Source organism: Mycobacterium ostraviense (genome assembly GCF_002705925.1).
GTDB lineage: Bacteria > Actinomycetota > Actinomycetes > Mycobacteriales > Mycobacteriaceae > Mycobacterium > Mycobacterium ostraviense.
Map to the genome: position 1 here is coordinate 2,846,040 of NZ_NKRE01000001.1, position 18,053 is coordinate 2,864,092.

At 65.6% G+C, this 18,053-nt stretch carries 12 protein-coding genes and 5 pseudogenes; 10 read left to right on the forward strand and 7 right to left on the reverse strand.

Annotation, left to right across the window (positions count from 1 at the left end; translation table 11 throughout):
* The first annotated feature begins 259 nt into the window (after positions 1–259).
* Positions 260–1,411: a PPE family protein gene (locus CDN38_RS12990; RefSeq protein ID WP_036412047.1), complete on the forward strand. Its 1,152-nt coding sequence runs from the start codon at positions 260–262 to the stop codon at positions 1,409–1,411.
* Between the two features lie 472 nt (positions 1,412–1,883).
* Here CDN38_RS12990 and CDN38_RS12995 read toward each other — a convergent pair whose 3' ends face one another.
* Entirely contained in the window at positions 1,884–3,860 is a 1,977-nt protein-coding gene (locus CDN38_RS12995) for a cytochrome c oxidase assembly protein (RefSeq protein ID WP_036408877.1), read from the reverse strand.
* A gap of 162 nt (positions 3,861–4,022) precedes the next feature.
* On the opposite strand from CDN38_RS12995, the gene CDN38_RS13000 reads away from it, so the two are divergent.
* Together CDN38_RS13000 and CDN38_RS13005 are read left to right on the forward strand one after the other, a co-directional pair.
* Positions 4,023–4,661, forward strand: a complete 639-nt coding sequence (locus tag CDN38_RS13000; protein ID WP_036408875.1) for a DUF5134 domain-containing protein — start codon at positions 4,023–4,025, stop codon at positions 4,659–4,661.
* A 203-nt stretch (positions 4,662–4,864) separates the two neighbouring features.
* Positions 4,865–5,210: pseudogene (locus tag CDN38_RS13005) on the forward strand (ABC transporter permease family protein); the annotation flags it as partial.
* Here CDN38_RS13005 and CDN38_RS33005 read toward each other — a convergent pair.
* From CDN38_RS33005 to CDN38_RS13020, 4 genes and pseudogenes are all read right to left on the reverse strand, one after another.
* A pseudogene (locus tag CDN38_RS33005) lies at positions 5,201–5,326 on the reverse strand (hypothetical protein); the annotation flags it as partial. The pseudogenes CDN38_RS13005 and CDN38_RS33005 sit on opposite strands and share 10 nt — an antisense overlap.
* 1,107 nt (positions 5,327–6,433) lie before the next feature.
* Positions 6,434–7,203 (reverse strand): annotated as a pseudogene (locus CDN38_RS13010) (5'-methylthioadenosine/adenosylhomocysteine nucleosidase).
* Between the two features lie 53 nt (positions 7,204–7,256).
* Positions 7,257–8,126 (reverse strand): SDR family oxidoreductase, encoded by an 870-nt coding sequence (locus tag CDN38_RS13015; RefSeq protein WP_036408559.1) that lies wholly within the window; start codon positions 8,124–8,126, stop codon positions 7,257–7,259.
* Positions 8,127–8,157: 31 nt separating this feature from the next.
* Positions 8,158–8,976: a DUF2127 domain-containing protein gene (locus CDN38_RS13020; protein WP_051507750.1), complete on the reverse strand. Its 819-nt coding sequence runs from the start codon at positions 8,974–8,976 to the stop codon at positions 8,158–8,160.
* Between the two features lie 173 nt (positions 8,977–9,149).
* On the opposite strand from CDN38_RS13020, the gene CDN38_RS13025 reads away from it, so the two are divergent.
* The 3 genes and pseudogenes from CDN38_RS13025 to CDN38_RS29420 form a co-directional block, all read left to right on the forward strand.
* Positions 9,150–9,962: an SDR family oxidoreductase gene (locus CDN38_RS13025; RefSeq protein ID WP_099319386.1), complete on the forward strand. Its 813-nt coding sequence runs from the start codon at positions 9,150–9,152 to the stop codon at positions 9,960–9,962.
* Between the two features lie 311 nt (positions 9,963–10,273).
* Positions 10,274–10,853 (forward strand): annotated as a pseudogene (locus CDN38_RS13030) (DUF222 domain-containing protein); the annotation flags it as partial.
* Positions 10,850–11,293: pseudogene (locus CDN38_RS29420) on the forward strand (hypothetical protein); the annotation flags it as partial. The pseudogenes CDN38_RS13030 and CDN38_RS29420, both read left to right, overlap by 4 nt.
* Here CDN38_RS29420 and CDN38_RS13040 read toward each other — a convergent pair.
* On the reverse strand, positions 11,263–12,984 hold the full coding sequence (locus CDN38_RS13040) for a PE domain-containing protein (RefSeq protein ID WP_099318989.1): 1,722 nt from the start codon (positions 12,982–12,984) through the stop codon (positions 11,263–11,265). The pseudogene CDN38_RS29420 and the gene CDN38_RS13040 overlap by 31 nt on opposite strands.
* 146 nt (positions 12,985–13,130) lie before the next feature.
* Between CDN38_RS13040 and CDN38_RS13045 the strand changes: the two genes are divergently transcribed.
* Positions 13,131–14,288, forward strand: a complete 1,158-nt coding sequence (locus CDN38_RS13045) for a Zn-dependent alcohol dehydrogenase (RefSeq protein WP_075512193.1) — start codon at positions 13,131–13,133, stop codon at positions 14,286–14,288.
* Between the two features lie 313 nt (positions 14,289–14,601).
* Here CDN38_RS13045 and CDN38_RS13050 read toward each other — a convergent pair whose 3' ends face one another.
* Positions 14,602–15,231 carry a TetR/AcrR family transcriptional regulator gene (locus CDN38_RS13050; RefSeq protein ID WP_075512194.1) on the reverse strand — a complete coding sequence of 210 codons (630 nt, stop codon included), beginning with the start codon at positions 15,229–15,231 and terminating at the stop codon, positions 14,602–14,604.
* A 152-nt stretch (positions 15,232–15,383) separates the two neighbouring features.
* Here CDN38_RS13050 and CDN38_RS13055 point away from each other — a divergent pair, with 152 nt between their 5' ends.
* The 3 genes from CDN38_RS13055 (at position 15,384) to CDN38_RS13065 (ending at position 18,023) form a co-directional block, all read left to right on the forward strand.
* On the forward strand, positions 15,384–16,043 hold the full coding sequence (locus tag CDN38_RS13055; RefSeq protein ID WP_075512195.1) for a TetR/AcrR family transcriptional regulator: 660 nt from the start codon (positions 15,384–15,386) through the stop codon (positions 16,041–16,043).
* A complete protein-coding gene (locus CDN38_RS13060; protein ID WP_099318990.1) occupies positions 16,043–17,020 on the forward strand; it encodes an LLM class flavin-dependent oxidoreductase in 978 nt (325 codons plus the stop codon). Before CDN38_RS13055 ends, CDN38_RS13060 begins: the two co-directional genes overlap by 1 nt.
* A 196-nt stretch (positions 17,021–17,216) precedes the next feature.
* A complete protein-coding gene (locus tag CDN38_RS13065) occupies positions 17,217–18,023 on the forward strand; it encodes a polysaccharide deacetylase family protein (RefSeq protein ID WP_075512208.1) in 807 nt (268 codons plus the stop codon).
* Positions 18,024–18,053 lie beyond the last annotated feature (30 nt).

Sequence of the window (18,053 nt, forward strand, 5' to 3'; positions counted from 1 at the left end):
TTCGCAACAACTTTGATCACCCGTGCGACTGCTCGGGCTTCGCTGAACTGAGGAGGAAGCGGATGGTCGTTGCGCCGCAACCGGCAATGCTGCCGACGTCCACGAGAACCCATGCATGCGGTGGGCCCGGCGCAGCGCGATATCGGGTGGTCAGTGCTTTGGCCGGCTTCGGGACCGGCTCCGGTTCGTACACCGCCGCTGCGGCCGCCGACGCGATGACAGCCCGCTAAGTCAGCTGAGCCAGGACGAGGGCACACACATGATGGATTTCGGAGCACTGCCACCGGAGATCAACTCCGCCAGGATGTACGCCGGTCCGGGTGCGGGCTCGCTGCTGGCCGCGGTGGCGGCGTGGGAATGTCTGGCCGCCGATCTGTACTCGCTGGCCGCCTCATACGAGTCGGCCATCTCGGGGCTGACGGTGGGTTCCTGGCTGGGTCCGGCGTCGGTGTTGATGGCGGCCGCGGCAGCGCCGTATGTCGCGTGGATGAACGCTACCGCGACCCAGGCCGAGCAGGCCGGCATTCAGGCCATGGCGGCGGTGACCGCGTTCAATGCGGTGTTCTCGATGACGGTGCCGCCACCGGTTATCGCGGAGAACCGGGCCATGCTCATGACACTGGTCGCCACCGATATCTTCGGGCAGAACGCCGCGGCGATCGCCGCGACCGAAGCGGAGTACGCGGAGATGTGGGCCCGGGACGCCGCCGCGATGTATGGCTATGCGGCTGCCTCGGCGGCCGCGTCGACGTTGACGCCGTTCGAGGAGGCCCCGGAAACCACCCGCACCGATGGGCTGGCCAGGCAGCTCGCACTGGTCGGGGAGGTCGAAGCCGCCGCCATGAGGCAGCTGATGTCCGAGGTGCCCCGGGCGCTACGAATGCTCAGCGAGCCGGCACCGTGGAACTGGCTGGTGGAACTGTGGAGGGAGATCTCGTCGCACCTGGGCACCTTCAGAGACATCGTGTCAATAGGTCAGAACTGTGTGTCGGTGACCAACAACACGCTTGCCATGACCCAGATGGGGGCCGCGATGTCCAGGGCGGTGCCCGCTGCGGTCAGCGAGGCTGCCGGCGCCGCGGCCGAGGCGATTGCGGGCGGGACGACCGCGCTGGGGTCGGCATCTGGCGGGCTGGGCGATGCGGGGTTGGCGGCCGGGTTGGGCCGGGCCGCTTCGGTTGGCTCGTTATCGGTACCGCAAAGCTGGGCCGCGGCCAGTCACGCGATCAACCCAGCGGTTCGAGCGTTGCCGGCTACCAGCCTGGGCGGCGCTGCGCAAAGCGCGCCGGGACACATGCTGGGCGGGCTACCGCTCGGGCCGACACCCTCCGGCGGTGGCAGCGGTGTCAACAGCGTGTTGCGGATCCCGCCGCGCGCCTATGTCATGCCCCGGATCCCGGCGGCGGGCTAGGATCGCGCTCATCTAGCGGGCTGCGGCCCCGGGGTGGGGAGATGGAAATCGCGTGCTGGTGCGGTTGGGTCGATGGCTGATGACGCCGAGTGTGCGCTCACGGCGCCGACTGTGCCGTCAAGGCGGCCGATCATAAATGTTCCCGCCCTACGCACACAGTCAAAGCCGTCACCGCACACTCGATACGGCGACATGACAGCCGATTCGGTGAGCACGTAAGACATCCCCCGAACGCCTGCCATCGCAAGCGGTTTGAGCGAAGGAGCGGTAGCGGCGTGCCAATAACACAGCCCAAGTGTGCGTGGTCCAAGGCTGCGCACGAGGACACCGTTGACCAGCCGCGTTCGTGGTCACCTTGAACTTTCGAGCCAGACGGGCAAATCCAACACCGCAAACCCGCGGAGACTCGGCTGGCCGATGTGACGGGTCCGAAATGAATCCGACTGCCACGGGACAGATCCGGCCACCTACGTCATCGGCGCATCCGGGACAGTTCGCGAAGCATCGCGTTGTAGGCATCCAGGTCGTCATCGGCGTAGTTGCTGTCCGCATGCCGGTCCTCGCGGGCGGCGACCCGCCGGTCTTGGCGCGCCCACTGTGCCACCAGCGCCACGATCACGATGATGATGGGCAGTTCCGTTGCACCCCAGGCAATTCCGCCGCCAAGATGTTGATCGGCGACAATACTCGGCAGCCACGGCAGACCAACCGACTGGTAAAACCCGCTGCCTATCGCCGATGACGTGGTCATCAACGCGATGCCGAAGAAGGCGTGAAATGGCATGACCGCGAACAGCAACCCGATCCGACCCGGGTAGGGAAGTCGGCGCGGCCCCGGGTCGATACCGATGATCGCCCAGTAGAAGAGGTACCCGACGATCAGGAAGTGGACGGCCATGAACTCGTGGCCCCAGTGGTAGCGCACCAGGATGTCGAACAGCGGTGTGAAATAAACGATGTAGGGCGAGGCCACAAACAGGATGAACGCGGTAATCGGATGCGACAAGAACGCCGTCACCCGCGAATGCAGCAGCCAGGTCAGCCACTCGCGGGGCCCGGGCGGCTGTCCGTCACCGGCAGCGGGCAATACCCGCAGCGTCAGGGTGACCGGGCCGCCCAATACCAGCAGCACCGGGACGAACATGTTCAGCGTCATGTGCTCAGCCATGTGGACGCTGAACATCGCCGACCCGTAGGCGCGCATGCCCGAGCTGCTGGTGAAAACCAGGACGACACAACCGATCAGCCATGCCATCAATCTGCCGACGGGCCAGGCATTGCCGTTCGTCCGCAGGCGCACGTACGCGACCACATACCCGACGGCGAGCACCACGCCAAGAGTCCCGACCAGGCTGTCGAACCGCCACGAGGTGAGCAACGTGACGACGTTGGGCGGCTGCGCCAGTTCGTACCCGAGAAAGACGTCCCATGCCGAGAACTGATGGGTAACATACCGCGGCGCGGTCTGAATCGCCATCGCGGCCACCGCGGCCATCACGGCCATCATGGCCACGGCACCGGCGATACGGGCACCCCCGGATCCCGCGGGCCGGACGAACAAACCCCAACAGTCCGATAACCACACCAGCGCTACCACCAGGCCCGCCGCCAGACCGAGGCGAGCAAAGTCCGAGTCGAACGACCAACCCGGGGTCAACAGATACAGCAGCACCGCGCCGTAGGACAGCGTCAACGCTCCGCAGGCCACCTGCATCACCTGCACAGCCCGACCCGGCGACGCGGTGGTCACCGCAGTGGCCGTCTTCAGCCCGGTCAGCGTGGCAAGGGCCAACGTGAAGACGATCGCGGCGCTGGTGGTGTAGTCATGGTCCGGCCCCTGCCCCGCGTTACCCGTGACCGCCGTCGCAACCGCGGCGATCACGGTAGGGATGAGCAACACGAAATGGCCGACCCATCGACTGGTGAGTCGCAGCGTGACGGCGACCACCAGCGCGCCGATCGCCGCCACGATCCACCCCCGTGCGACCTCCGAGGCGCCGACGGCATCGAGCAGCGCTCCACCGCCCAGCAGCTGCGACGGCGCCACACCGGCATCGTGGGCAGCCTGAATGACCACCATCACCACTGCAAGCCCCAGCCAGGCAACGGAAACACGCTCTGCCACAAGGTGAATCCGGAATGCTGCTGCATCGATCAAGCCGTCGTGTTCCGGGCGCGACGCGATGACGACGTACACCAGTGCACCCAGGCACACTGCGGTCGCCAATGACGCCAGAAAGTATCCGAGCGGCTCCGCGACGCAAAGGAACCCACCGGGATACGGGTTACCCGCCGTGGCATAGCGGCGCGCTCCCGACGCCAGCCCGTAGCCAGCCAACACCCCCGAGATGCCGAGCAGACCAAGAAGCAGCCCGGCCAATGCCCACGAGATCGACCGCGGGGCCGGCGCCGCCGACGGCAAACGGTCAGCGGTCGCGTCGGTCTGCACCCCACGAGCTTACGACCCGATATCGCACCGGACGCCCGTTGCCCGACCTTGGATTCGCCGGCCCCACCTACCGGCCGCGGACCGGATATTCTTCGGAGGCCGTCGATACCGATCCTGAAAGTGACGTCATGACCTCCCCGAATCCCGGCGATCGAGCTCCGCATGGTCGATGAACTGCTGCTTCGTTGGCTAGTGACCGGGCTTTTCGTGCTGAGCGGCGCTACCTACGTCGTCGCCGCGATCGGCCAACGGCGACGGTGGGTCTACCTCGTCAGCAATGGGCTGCATCTGGTGATGGCGATTGCCATGGTGGTGATGATCTGGCCCTGGGGCATCCATGCGCCGACCACCGGACCCGCGGCCTTCTTTCTGCTGGCGGCCGGGTGGTTTGTCGCACTGTCCGTCGTCTCGGCCAAGACGATCGCCCAGCGGGTAGCAGGCAGCTACCACGCATTGATGATGCTCGCCATGACATGGATGTACGTCATGATGAACGGTCATCTACTGCCCGGCAACCCGGTCACCCCCCACCCGGCATCGACGGCCATCTCGATGCCGGGCATGGAGATGTCGGCGATGCCCATGCCGGCGGACAGCACCCAGCCGGGATGGGTTGATTCCGTCAACTGGTTGTGGTTCTTGGTCTTCACGGCCGCGGCGATCGTGTGGGCGTTCATCTCCCTGGCCGGATGGCGGCGCGGTGCGACGGGCTGCAAGCGCGACGTCCTGGCGCAGACCGGCCGGATGTCGATGGCTCTGGCAATGGCCATCGTTTTCGCCGCCCTGCTCTTTGGTGGTTGACCGGCGTACGCCGACAATCGTGGCGAGTCGGACAACTCCCACGGAACTTCTTGCGGCTCGCCGGCGACTACCTCCTTTGTGGGTTGGGTTACCAGGTTCGCGTGTGATCAAAGGCTTGTAGCTGGTGATCGTCGCCGTCAAGAATCTCGTCGCTGAACGTGCCCGGTTGGTGTTCTCGGTGTTGGGGGTGGCGATCGCAGTCCTTGTCCAACCAGACCGCCGCCCTGGGCAACTTACGCGTTCATCTCGCTGCCCGATGCAGCGCGGCTGGTGCGGGCCGGAAATCGGGTGTCCTATTTCCTGGCCCGGCCCAAAGACGGCTACACCGCGACGCAGCTCGCCGCCGCGATCCACCGCGACCTGCCCGACATGGACGCTCTGGCCGCTGCCACGTTCACCGACAACAGCCGAGTCATCATCGTTTCGATGATCGGGCGGCCGTTGAAGACGATGATTGCGATCGCGGTGTTGGTGGGTATTGCGCTGGTGGGTTTGACCGTGCTGGCGGTCACCAATGAGCAGCTGCGCAACTTCGGGGTGATGCGGGCGACCGCTTCGTTGTGGGCGCTGTGGCGGTGCAACATGGCCGGGGCCAGATCGCGGCCGAGCCAGCGCGTCGGCGGGCGGCCGGCAACGCGTCGTCGCGCCCGACCAGCTTGAGGCAACCGCGCCGGTCGTGCAGCGCCGCCCGGTGCACCGGCCCAATGTGACTTTGGGCCGACGCGTTAAGGGACTTTCGGCCATCGCCGCGTAGGCGATCGCGGTGCCATACTAGTCAGCGCCAGGGCACCTGGCGGTCTGTCCGAAGTGCAGCAAGCCCATTCTTGGGCGAGGCCTGAAAGGGCCTGCTTGACCCACCGTCTGAAGACGGGGATCTGCCTTCGGACAGACCTTTCATGTCCGCGCCGCGCCCTCCCGCGACAGGTCGGTAGATAGGCGTGCCGATGTGATCGGGCCGGCTGACAACGGGTTTTCAGGACGCTTCTAGCACGGCGCTGAACTGGTGCCCCAAGTTGTAGGATGCAACCGCGGCTTTCCCATCAGCCACATCAGTCTCCGCCGGTTCGGGGTGTCTCTTTTTGCCTGCCTGTCAGCGACAAATTTGTTGCTCCCCTTGGCTTGTCGCTCAAAGCCGGGCTAATTGCGCACCGACTCGACCTGGGGTCCATGTTGAAGATGTGATTGCATGGTCCAGCACTCCGCTCAGCGCTGTGGCTAGATCAGCACAGTCCTAGGATGCTGTGTCGACTCGGGTCACGAGACCCGTCATCTGTTCGGCGATCGGATGCGTGCGGGGTCCTAGCCTTCTGGTCATCAATGTGCTCCGCAGGTCGATGCCCGCGCCTTCGCTCGAAACTCTTGTGGTGGCAGGTATTCGACGTGGCGGAGATGCCTCGCGTGCGCACCGGGTCAGCTGTTATACCGCCGTATCGAGTGTGCGGTGACGGCTTTGAATCGACGTGATCATCGCCGATGGGCCCCCACCCTCGAATGATAGGCAGCGAATGCGATGGGATCGCCGAAGCACCTCCTAAGCCTAAGCGTCAACCCCGACCGCACCAGCCCCGATTGTCATCTCCGCACGCCGGGGCGCAGCCCCTGAATGCTTCCAACCACAAATGCAGGCCTGTAACGGACTTTGTCGCTGAAAATCCCATTGGACGGGCACAACTAACACCTCACCCCCGTGGAGACCGTGCGGCCGATGTGACCGTCGCAGTTACGTCCTGCAGCGCGGTGCCCTAAATCAGTACCGCCCAAGGACAACTAGACTAGATCGCGCAATGGCGGGTGAGCACCGGGAGCAATCGCAGCAAGATCCGGGCCGAGCGTCGGCGACCTCGTTGACGAACCGGTTGAAGTCCAGGCCGGAATCGGTGCCGGCAAGGCCGGAGAGCGCGCGGATGACCAGCCACGGGATGCCGAAGGCTTCGCAGACCTGAGCCAGCGCGCCGCCCTCCATTTCGATTGCGTGACCGTCGAATTCGCGGTGCAGTCGGCTGCGGGTGCGCTCACAATGCAGGTATTGATCGCCGGTCAGAACGGTGCCGAAAGTGATTCGCCGCGGCCGGCCGCGGCCACCCGCGCCAGTCGACAGCGGCGGGAGGGTGAACCCGTCAAGACAGTCCCGCACGCGCTCGATCAGCCCGGGGTCGGCCCGATAGCCAAGCTGATCGGTCGGTTCGATGAAGGGTATGTGGCCGGGTTGGTAGGGCTGCAGCTGCCCGTCGTCCACCAGGCCGAAATCGTGCTGGACCACCCGTTCGGCGATGACGATATCGCCGATCTGCAGCTCCGCATCCAGCCCGCCGGCGACACCGGTGAAAACAATGATGCGGCAACGGAATCGGTCGGCAAGCAGCGTCGCGACAACGCTTGTGTTGACTTTGCCCATGCCGGCTGCCGCCAAGACCACCGGGTGGTCGTCGAGCGCGCCGACGTCGAAGGTGACCTGGGCGATCTGGTCCCATTCGGGACCCGACATCAAACCCAGCAGGTAGGACAACTCCTGCGGGATCGCGCAGATGATCCCGATCGTCACGGCGAGCCGCTCGCCCGCAACCCGGTCACCGATCACCGATCATCGATCACCGATCACCGATCGCCGGAGGTCATCATGCGGGAACCGCGGCGGAACCGCACGAGGTACCTGGGCAGCCGGCGCACCGGCACCGGCTTGGGCCAGTCATCGGCCCGGAAGTATGCGTCGGAACCGCCATCGACGAACACGACACTGCCGCAAAGGAAATCGGCGGAGTCCGACAATAGGAAGCAAATCCAGTCGGCCATGTGCGCGACGTCGCCGAAGCCACCGATGGGAATAGGGAACGACCGAACGGCTTTGGCTTGCGTCGGGTCCGACAGCTGCTCCTGCAGCAGCGGCGTCATGATGGCGCCGGGCGCCAGAGCATTGAGCCGTATACCCGAACCTGCCCATTCCGGCAGCACGGCATGGCGCCGAACCCAGCGGCTCACCGCGATTTTCGACGCCGCGTACATGATCGACGGCGCCGCTCTGCCGAATAGTTTCACCGACCGCAGCGCCCCATCGGCGTTATTCTGCAGCAGTGCTCGCACGGTTCGCCGGGGAACCGCCGGAACCGTCGTCGTCGAGTTGCTGCCGATAACAACCACCTTCGCACGTTCGCCGGCGGCCAATGCGGGCCGCCATGCCTGCAGCAATTCGACCACGCCCAGGTAATTGACCTGGGTGATCCGCCGCAACCGGTCCTGCCCCGGGCCCGGCCCCAAACCTGCAGCCAGTACGGCACCGTCGAGCCTGCCGCCCGAGGCCACCACGACTCCGTCCGCGGCGTGCACACGTCCCTGTGGTGTCGACAAGTCGGCGACGACGTCGGCGTCTTTGAGGTCGACTCCGATCACCGTGTGGCCGTCGTCGCGGAGCCGGGCCGCGGCCGCGCGGCCCATCCCGGATGCCACTCCGGTGATTGCATAGGTGCCCATTGCGATCTCCGATCCTGCTCGGGCGGCGCCATCAGGTCGTCATGGCGGCGCGTTCCAGGTCGAGCAACTGCTCGCCGTGCCGTTCTTCCTCATATGCCTGGCGGCCACCGCGCAGGCCGAACAACCGCTTCGAGATCAACAGGTACAACACCGCAGCCATATTGATGGTGAAGGTCACCACCCGGGTCATGGTGATGCCCTTGGTCAGGTCATGGATCTCCAACGGCAGGAATAGCGAAGTTGCCACGACCGCGAAGTATTCGCCCCAGCGCTTCAACAGCCATAGGCCCACGCCCTCGACCACCTGCAAGACCGCATAGGCGGCCAGCATGAACGTGATCAGCGTCAGCGTGGATGGCTTTGCAGCCAGCGCCTTTTCCAGTTCGTGTATCGCCGACATTTGATCGACCTTGAACCCGGCTGCGCGAAAAACCGGCAGGTCGCGATCGAGGGTGGCTTGAATGGCTCCGCGTGCCCCGCGAAACTCCCACACCGCCCACGCGGCGAGACCGAGCACCATGGCCCGAAACAGCCGCTCGACCGCGAGCACCCGGATGATGATGGCTTGGCGTAACGCCTTGCCCCGCATGATCAGTGGTGCGTCTTCGGGATGGCCGCGTCCATGCGGTTCACCGAGGGTGAAGTCGCCGCAGCGAAGACAGCGCCATACTTCACCGAGTTTGGTGGTGGCGCTCAGCCGGTCTGCGAGTGCCTCGTCGTCGGGTGCATAAGTGGCGTGCCCGCTGACTGCACACGCAATCAGTTCCCATCGGTTCACGCCACGAGTTTCGCGCTTGGCCACGAGCCGATCATTCAGTGCGGGTGGCGAGCCGCGCAAGACGGCGCGCATACTTGCCATTCGCGCCCATCGCGGGTTGTCATGCGCACTCGAACCGCCGCCGAACTTACCTCCCAATCCAACGGGCACACCAGCACCATCGAGCACGTCTAGCTTAGGTTTGACTACCTGAGGTGGTGACTGGCGATCGCAGGTGTCTCCCGAACGGAGGTAGTGGCATGGCTGTGCATGGGGATGTGTTGACCGTTATCGGTGCCGGCGGCATCGGTCAGGCGATTGCCCGCCGGTCGGGCTCTGGCAAGACGGTACTGCTGGCCGACAACAACGACGAGGCGCTGGCATCCGTCGTCGAATCCCTCTCCGCTGCCGGCCATCGCGTGCTGGGTCGCAGCGTCGACGTCGCTTCAGCGGAATCAGTTCGCGGGCTCGCGCAGTACGCCGCCTCCCTCGGCAATGTCACCCACGTGGCACACACCGCCGGGCTCTCCCCGGTGCAAGCCTGGGCGCAAACAATCCTGGCTGTCGACCTGGTCGGCGTTGCGCTGATGCTGCAGGAGTTCGGCGACGTCGTCGCGCCGGGCGGCGCGGGTGTGGTGATCGCCAGCATGGCAGGCCACCTGGTCCCGCCGCTGACCGCCGAGCAAGAGCACGCGCTGGCCCACAACCCGCCGGGTGACCTGCTAGCGCTCGACTTCGTCAGCCGGGTCACCGAACCGGCCTTTGCCTACCCGATCGCTAAGCGGGCCAATCATATTCGAGTGTGTGCCGCGAGCGCGCAGTGGGGCCGCCGCGGCGCTCGGATAAACTCGATCAGCCCCGGCATCATCTCGACGCCAATGGGGCAGCAGGAACTGCACTCCGGCGTCGGCGAAGACATGCGGGCGATGATCGCCAGCTCGGGCACTGGCCGCATCGGAACCCCTGACGACATCGCAGCGGCAGCGGCCTTTCTGCTCGGCCCCGACGCATCCTTTATCACCGGTACCGACCTGCTGGTCGACGGTGGCGTCATCGCGGCCGTGCGGTCGGGCAGCTAATTCAACCCTCAGCTAACCCGGATCTTTCAGCAGGCGCGGGCGTGTCGCGTGGTCGAGCACGCCTCCGGTGTGCGGCAGATGATCTACATTTTCTGCCCACCGCTAGAGCCCGCCTGTCCGCGACAAATCCGTTGCACTGTAGGGGTTGTCGCGCATGGGTGGGCACTTCGGGTATCGGGTCTGTCTTGTGACTGGTCTGGTGGGCGCGGCAACTCCGGTGCGATGTTCGCCGTGAGCGAAATGTGAAATCGGTTGTTGGCAGGCACTTTCTGCCCGGGTATTTGTCAGAGGCCGCCGATAGGTTGGGTGCTATGGATTGGCAGGCGATCACGGCGGCCTTTGACGGGTTGGATGCCGCGCTGGATGTGGTGGTGGGCCTGAACTTTGATGCGCTGAGCACCGCGCAGTGGTTGACGCTACTGCAGCGCTGCGAAACAGCGCGCCGGCTCATACCGGTACCCGAGCATCAGCTGATCAACCACCTGGCCCGCCAGGCCAGCCCCGAAGAGTTGGGCGGCAAGCTGTCGCATGCGATTGCTGAGTGGACGTTGATCAGCCGGGCTGAGGCCGGCCGGCGCATTAATGTGGCCGCCGATCTGGGGCCGCGGCGCGGGTTGACCGGTGAGCCGATCGCCCCGGCGCTGGCGGCCACCGCTGCCGCACAGCGCGACGGTCATATCGGCGCCGAGAGAACACCTTACGGTGATCCGCCGGTTTTGCCGGCAGCTGCCCGGCTGGGTCGATCAAGCCACCCGCGAGCGCGCCGAAGCCCAGCTGGCCCGCCAAGCCGGCCAGTTTCGCCCCGAACAGCTGGCCGAGCTGGCCGCCACCTTGGCCGATTGCCTCAATCCCGACGGCACCTACCGCGATGAGGACCGGGCGCGCCGGCGCGGGCAATGCAGACGCTGGCCCCACATCAGATGGCCAGGGGTTCGACGATGATCAAGGTCAATCAGCAGGTGGCGGCCGCGGTGGGCACCGCGCTCCTGTCGGTGATCCTGACCAGCCAGCTCCACCAACCGGTAATGTCGCGGCGGCCCCTTTCTCTGAACGACCTTTCGCACGCCTACAGCGCGGCGCTTGTGGTGGCGGTCGTACTGGTCGGGTTGACTTTCATACCGCTGGCCTTCTTGTACAAGAAGCCAGAGGCCATGGCGCCGAGGCACCCTGAACGGAGCGAGCCGGGTGGCGCCGCGCAGCACAGCGGGGCAGTCATCGACAGGTATTCACTGACTCGCTCGGTCATGGGCATTCTTCGCAACCGGCGTCTCTCGCCCGGTCCGCCGACCCACCCTCGAGGTCACGGCGCGTCGAAGTTGTGCAAGGTCTGATTTGTCCCCTCACTCACCGTGACGTAGCCGTCCCCGTCCGGGTGGAAGGCGATCGCCTCACCCTGGGATTCGTTCGGAACCGCGGGCCCCATAGCGGGCTGTTGGCTGAACGGCGACCAGGCACTGCTGTTCGGGTCCCGATTCCATAGCAGCACGTCGCGATAGGTGCGGACGGCCAATTCCGAACCGTCTGGTGAGAAGTCGGCGCTGGTGACAAGTTTCGAGTTGGTCTGCGACAAGTCCAGCGTCGCGACTTGTTGCAGCGTTGTATCACCGGTACTTCCCCACGCCGTTGCCGGTGCCGAATAGACGCGGGAAATGTTGGCGCTGGTCTTTTCGATGACCATCAGGTTGCCCGAGCGTGGATCGACGGCCAGTGACTCGGAGTTGATCTTTTCTCCATTGGGATAGCCAAGACGAAGCTGATCGACCCCCGTCAACGTGGTGTTCGTGGGGTTGGTCGCCGTGCCGGTCACCGTCGGCTCGGGGACGCGGTAGATGACGACGTCGCTGCGCGACAATCCGTTGTCGCCGATGTCGCCGACATAGATATAGGACTTGCCGTCGGCCGCGGTGGCGACCTCGATGTCTTCCCAGTCGACGGCTTTTGCACCACCAAGTGCGTAGCTGCCCAAGGTTTGGCCGGTCTTTGCGTCGACAGCGAAGATTCGCGCCGAGTCCCCCGAATCATTGTGCACCCAAACGACATTCGGGTTCTTGATGCCGGCGTCAATACCCGAGATCTCCTGGAGAGCACCGTCGGTGATGGTTCCCCCGTTCGACGAGGCGAGATCGCCGGAACGGGCAGCGTCGACGGCGTTCTGGCCGGGATCAATCGGCCCGCCAGGATCCGACGGACCGCCCGGAATGCCGGGTGCACCGACCTGGGTGCCGGGTGCCCCGGTGGAACCGGCACGGCCAGCCAGTTGTCCACCGGCACCGCCGGCTCCACCCGGGCCGGGGTCGGCACCCGAACCGCCCATGCCGCCGTTGCCGCCGTCGCCGATCAACTGGGCGGGGCCACCGACACCGCCGACGCCGCCTGTGCTGCCCGGCACACCGGCCCCGCCGGCGCCGCCGCTTCCGCCGTTGCCCCACAGCACACCCCCGGCTCCGCCCCGTCCGCCGGGCGGGGCGGCCGAAACGCCCGAAGCGCCCGCGACACCGCCGCCGCCTCGGCCACCGGCGCCGCCGTTGCCGATCAGACCAGCGCTGCCGCCGTTGCCTCCGGCCTGACCGGCCCCGCCCGATCCGCCGTCGCCGCCATTGCCGTACAGCAACCCGCCCGGCCCGCCGTCGTGCCCGGTGCCGGGCGCCCCGTTGGCGCCGTCACCGATCAGCGGACGGCCCAACAGGGTCTGCGCGGGCGAGTTGATCATGTTGAGCGCCGCCTGCGCCAGCGGATTGGCATTGGCCGATTCGGCGGCCGCATACGATCCCGCACTCGCCGTCAACGACTCCACGAACTGCTGATGGAAATCGCTGGCCCGGGCGCTCAGCGCCTGATATTCGCGGGCATGCGCGGAGAACAGCGACGCCACCGCCGTCGAGACCTCATCCTGTGCGGCTGCCGGTATTGCGGTGGTTGGCAGCGCTGCCGCCGTGGTCGCCGACTTCAGCGCCGCGCCCATAGTTGCCAATTCGGTCGCCGCGGACGACAACAGCTGTAGAACCGCCACCAGGTACGACATCGCCGTTCCTCCACCAAGCTATGTAATCAATCGCTTGATGGTATCGGCACACGGCTGTTCGCGGTGTCGCTATCAACCAAATAATCAATCGGTTGATAGTATGTCGTCCCGCCGTTCCGGGGAGCCATGATGGATGCGAGGGATCCATGAGAAGCCGCGCCGCCATTCTCTACGAGTACGGCCGCCCGTGGACCGTCGAAGAGTTCGACCTGGATCCGCCCCGTTTCGGCGAAGTCCTGGTGCGTCTCGCGGCCACCGGGTTGTGCCACTCCGACGAACACATCCGCCAGGGCAGGCTGGCTCCCCCCGCAGAAACGCTGCGTTCCCTGGGACTCCCGGCGATGTCGCCGACGATCGGCGGACACGAAGGCTCGGGCATCGTGGTCGAGGTCGGCGAGGGAGTCCGGCGTTTCGCGCCCGGCGACCATGTGGTGACGTCGTTCGTCGCCGTGTGCGGTCAGTGCCGATGGTGTGCCTGCGGCATGGAATACCTGTGCGACACCGGAGCCGGGACGCTCGCACCCGGTATGCCGACCGACGGCACATTTCGCCATCACACCGTCGACGGGCGGAACCTGGGACACATATCCAAGATCGGGGCGTTCGCTGAACACACCGTTGTGTCCGCCGATTCGCTGGTCAAGATCGATCCCGGCTTCCCGTTGGTGCCCGCCGCGCTACTGGCATGCGCGGTTCCGACCGGATACGGTTCGGCGGCCCGTCGCGCCAGGGTGCGCGGTGGCGACACCGTGGTGGTGATCGGCGCCGGCGGGATCGGCACCGCGGCCATCCAGGGCGCGCGGATCAGTGGCGCCGCCCGCATCGTCGCGGTCGATCCCGCCGAATTCAAGCGCACCTCCGCGCCGACATTCGGGGCCACCCATGCGGTGGCAACCGCGCCCGAAGCGTTCGAGTTGGTGCGCGAACTAACCCGCGGCGTGATGGCCGACGCCGTCGTCGTCGCCCCCGCGATGATAGAAGCGGCCGACGTCGACGCGGCGCTGAAGCTCACCCGCAAGGGCGGCACCTGCGTGCTCACCGGCCTGCCCGCACCGAAGACATCCGCGGTCGACGTCGCGTTGCAGGATTTCATTTTGATGAATAAGACGTTGTGCGGCACGGTATTCGGCTCCTGCAATCCCAAGAGCGACATTCCGCTGCTGGCCACGCTGTACGAATCCGGGCGGCTGCTCCTCGACGAAATGATCACCAAGCGGTACGCGCTAGCCGAAATCAACGACGCCTATGCCGATCTCGCCGCGGGTGAGCTGATCCGCGGAGTCATCGATTTCAACCTGGGCTGACACGCCGTTCATCACGTCTGTCACAACGGTCACTGGCGAGCCGGAGCCCAATGTGCCGATCTACGCACCTGGTCCGCCGAGCGTGCCATGGCTGCGAAAAATCGGCCAACTTCTCACTCTCAGAACACGTTCGGCGAAATCCTGGTGACGGCGATCAGCGATGTGCCACTGCTCGGGCTCGCGGATCGTGAGCCAAGTCGAGACGGTCACTGGGCGAGCCGGAGCCCAATGTGGCCGTCTAATGGGATCTGATCGCGCGCCGGGCACCCGACACCCTGTGATTCCTGTGGCAGGATGTGGCCAGCCAACGCGGCTACGAGCGGTCGAACAGCGCGCCTCTGACCAACACCTTGGCCGAGCTCAGCGCCGCCTGGTACTCCTCGGGCGGCAGGGTGGCGGCCAACTCGGTCAGGCCGTAGATGAGTGCATAGATCGCCTCCACCGTGGCCCGCGCATCGGGTTGTTCACCGAGTTCGCCGCGCTGCCGGGCATCGTCGACGATGCCCTCGATGATCTCGCGAAACGTCGTGAATCCGCGATCACCCACCTCGGCGGCTGCGGGCCAATCGGAGCTGACGATGTTTCCCGCCCGGATCGCCCACTCGAAGGCGGCCAGATCCGGGTACTCGCGCATCAATTGGCCACATTCGTCGAGCACTGCTTCGATCCGCTCGACGACGTCGCCGGGACCTTGCGCCGCAGTTCGCAGCCGTGGCATAGCGGCCTCGGCCCTGGCCGCGATCGTCGCCTTGATCAGTTCCGACTTGTTCGGAAAGTAGTTGTACAAGCTGGCACTGGTCACCTCCGCCATCCGGGCGATCTCGCGGATCGTCGCCTGCGAGTAGCCGACCTCGGCCACGCACCGCATCGTCGCAACGATGATGCGCTGGCGGGTCTCCTCGCCGCTCGCGCCGACGGGGCGGCCAAGCTGTGCCCGGGTCATGGTGGGCGTGTTCCTCACTCACGTTGGGTGCCCGCGCTTGGCGGGCGGCATGGGTGCGACACGGTCGAATATATTCGACTGATCGATTAGTTCCGGCGTCCGTGCAGGCGGGCGGTGGGCGACCGACAGACCAATGGAGGACGCCGCGCGGCATGACCGTTAGCTCTTCTGCGTCAGGGTCTCAATTGGGCCGGCCGGTGGGCGCACATGGTGAGCAGACTCGGCAACGGATCATCGCCGCGGCCATGCGCTGCGTTGCCGAGGTTGGCTACTCGCAGGCGACGATCCGCGAGATCGCCCGCGCGGCCGACATGACCAGCGGCAGCCTTTATCACTATTTCCCCAACAAGTCCGAGCTGCTCAACGCGACCGGCGAGGAGATCGAACAGATCGTGTTGCCAAGGCTGCGTGCGGCCGCGGCCCAGTCCGACGACGTCGTCGACCGACTCGATGCGGTGCTGGACGAGTCGACACGGCTGATTCACGACTACCCACACCTGGCCGCGTTCTTGCGGGCTGTCCGCCTCGAAAGCAATGCCCGGTCGGCGCGCGGAGGTCCGAAGTATCCGGGATCCAAGGCGCTGCGCGACGTCGTCAGCGAGATCGTCGCGGACGCGTACGGACAAGGTGTGCTGTCCCCGGACACCGACCCGACTGGAGCGGTAGAGGCCATCTGCGCGTTGACGCGCGGGCTGTCCGAGCAGGCGGCCAGTTTGGCGCCGGAGGCATATGAAGCCACGCTGGGCTCGGCAAAGAGACTGATCCGGGGCACGTTGTTCGCGGCTGCCAGGCGTCCGGTCAGCGAGCAGTGATGAGTCTGCTCACCGCACTACGGCTGAACATGACCAACATCGCCGATCCCGCGGGCCGGCACACCGGCCGCTATCAGGCCGCGCTGGAGATGGCCGAGTTCGCCGATACCCATGGATTCTCCGCGGTCAGCGGCGAAGAACATCATCTGGCCAAGACCGGTTGGCTGCCGTCGCCGCTGATTCTGGCCGCTGCGGTCGCCGGGCGCACCCGCAGCGTGCGGATCAGCATCAACGCCCTCATCGTCCCGCTCTACGATCCGATTCGGCTCGCCGAGGATATCGCCGTGCTGGACAACCTGGCCCGGGGTCGCTTCAGCTTTGTGGCCGGAATGGGTTACCGGCCTGAGGAATACCACGCCGCCGGCAAGGACTGGTCGCAGCGCGGCGCATTGATGGATCGCTGCCTGTCGGTGATGCTCAAGGCGTGGAGCGACGAGCCGTTCGAATATGAGGGCGCACTCATCAACGTCACACCGAAGCCGCATACCCGCCCCCATCCGATCGTCTTCGTCGGCGGCATGACGGGTGCGGCAGCCAGGAGAGCCGCGCGCTTCGGACTGCCGTTCTCGCCGCCGATGGCGATGCCCGAACTTGCGGCGGTGTATCAGCGGGAGCTGCGCAACCAGGGCAAACAGGGCTTCGTCTATCACCCCGAAAACGGCAGTACGGTCACCCTCCTGCACCCCGACCCGGACGAGGCCTGGTCCCGTTATGGCAGGTACATCATGAACGAGACCGCCGAATACAGCGCCTGGAAGCGGTCGGGCGTGCCCCGGCCCAATGAGCAGCCGACCGGCTCGGTCGAGGAGCTGCGCGGCCTGAACAACGTCGAGATTCTTACTCCTGAGCAGTTGATCGGCCAGATTCGCAGCGGCCGAAGGGAGGTCGTGATGAACCCACTCGTCGGCGGACTGCCGCTCGATGCCGGCTGGGCGAGCCTGCAGCTGCTGACTGATGGGGTCTTGCCCCAAGTCTGACGCAACCTGATGGCGTGCTCCAGATAACAGAATGCCGACCCTGCCGCGTTCAACACGACATATCGATGCTGGTGATGGTACGGTTCGCTGCTGTGGTGGCTCCGTTCTTCCTTATCGGCATCTCCGATGTGGGTATGCCCGGTTCGCCACCTGCCCGGTTGCTCGGGCGTTCGATTGCGACCCGCATATGTCAGAGCTGAATCGTCGCCGCTTCCTGGGATCACTCGCCGCCGCAACGGTCGTCGGCGTGGGCGCGGCCCGGTGCATGGTCGAGCCCCAGCCGCGCACCTTCGCGCAGACCCCGGTGGCTGCCACGCCGACTTCCGGCCCGACCGTCGCCGGTTTGTTGCCGCCGCCACCGTCGAGTGCGCGCATCCGGTTGCCCGGCGGCGGCGTCTTGAGCCAGCTTCCCGGTAACGGCGACTTGCTTGCGCTGACCGTCGACGACGGTGTCAATACCGAGGTGGTGGGTGCCTACACGCAGTTCGCCAAGGACACCGGGGTGCGGTTGACGTTCTTCGTCAACGGAACATACGACTCCTGGACCGACAACATGGCACTGCTTCGGCCGCTCGTCGACTCCGGGCAGATCCAACTCGGTAACCACACCTGGTCGCACCCGGATCTGACGACGCTGTCGAAAAGCGAGGTCGCTCAACAGCTCACCCGTAACGACGAATTCCTGAAGAAGACGTACGGCATTGGCGCCAAACCGTATTGGCGTCCGCCATATGCAAAGCACAATGCCGCAGTTGACGCGGTGGCGGCCGAGCTGGGTTATACGGTCCCGGTGCTGTGGTCGGGCTCGCTGTCGGATTCGACGTTGATCACCGAGGAATACATCGTCAAAATGGCCGACCAGTATTTCGTCCCGCAGGCCATCGTTATCGGCCACCTCAACCATCTGCCGGTGACCCACGTCTATCCACAGCTCGTCGAGATCATCCGCGCCCGCGATCTTCGTACCGTCACCTTCAACGACGTATTCCTGAGAACCCCGTAGCGGGTCCTCGCGTAATGCGTTACCACCAAA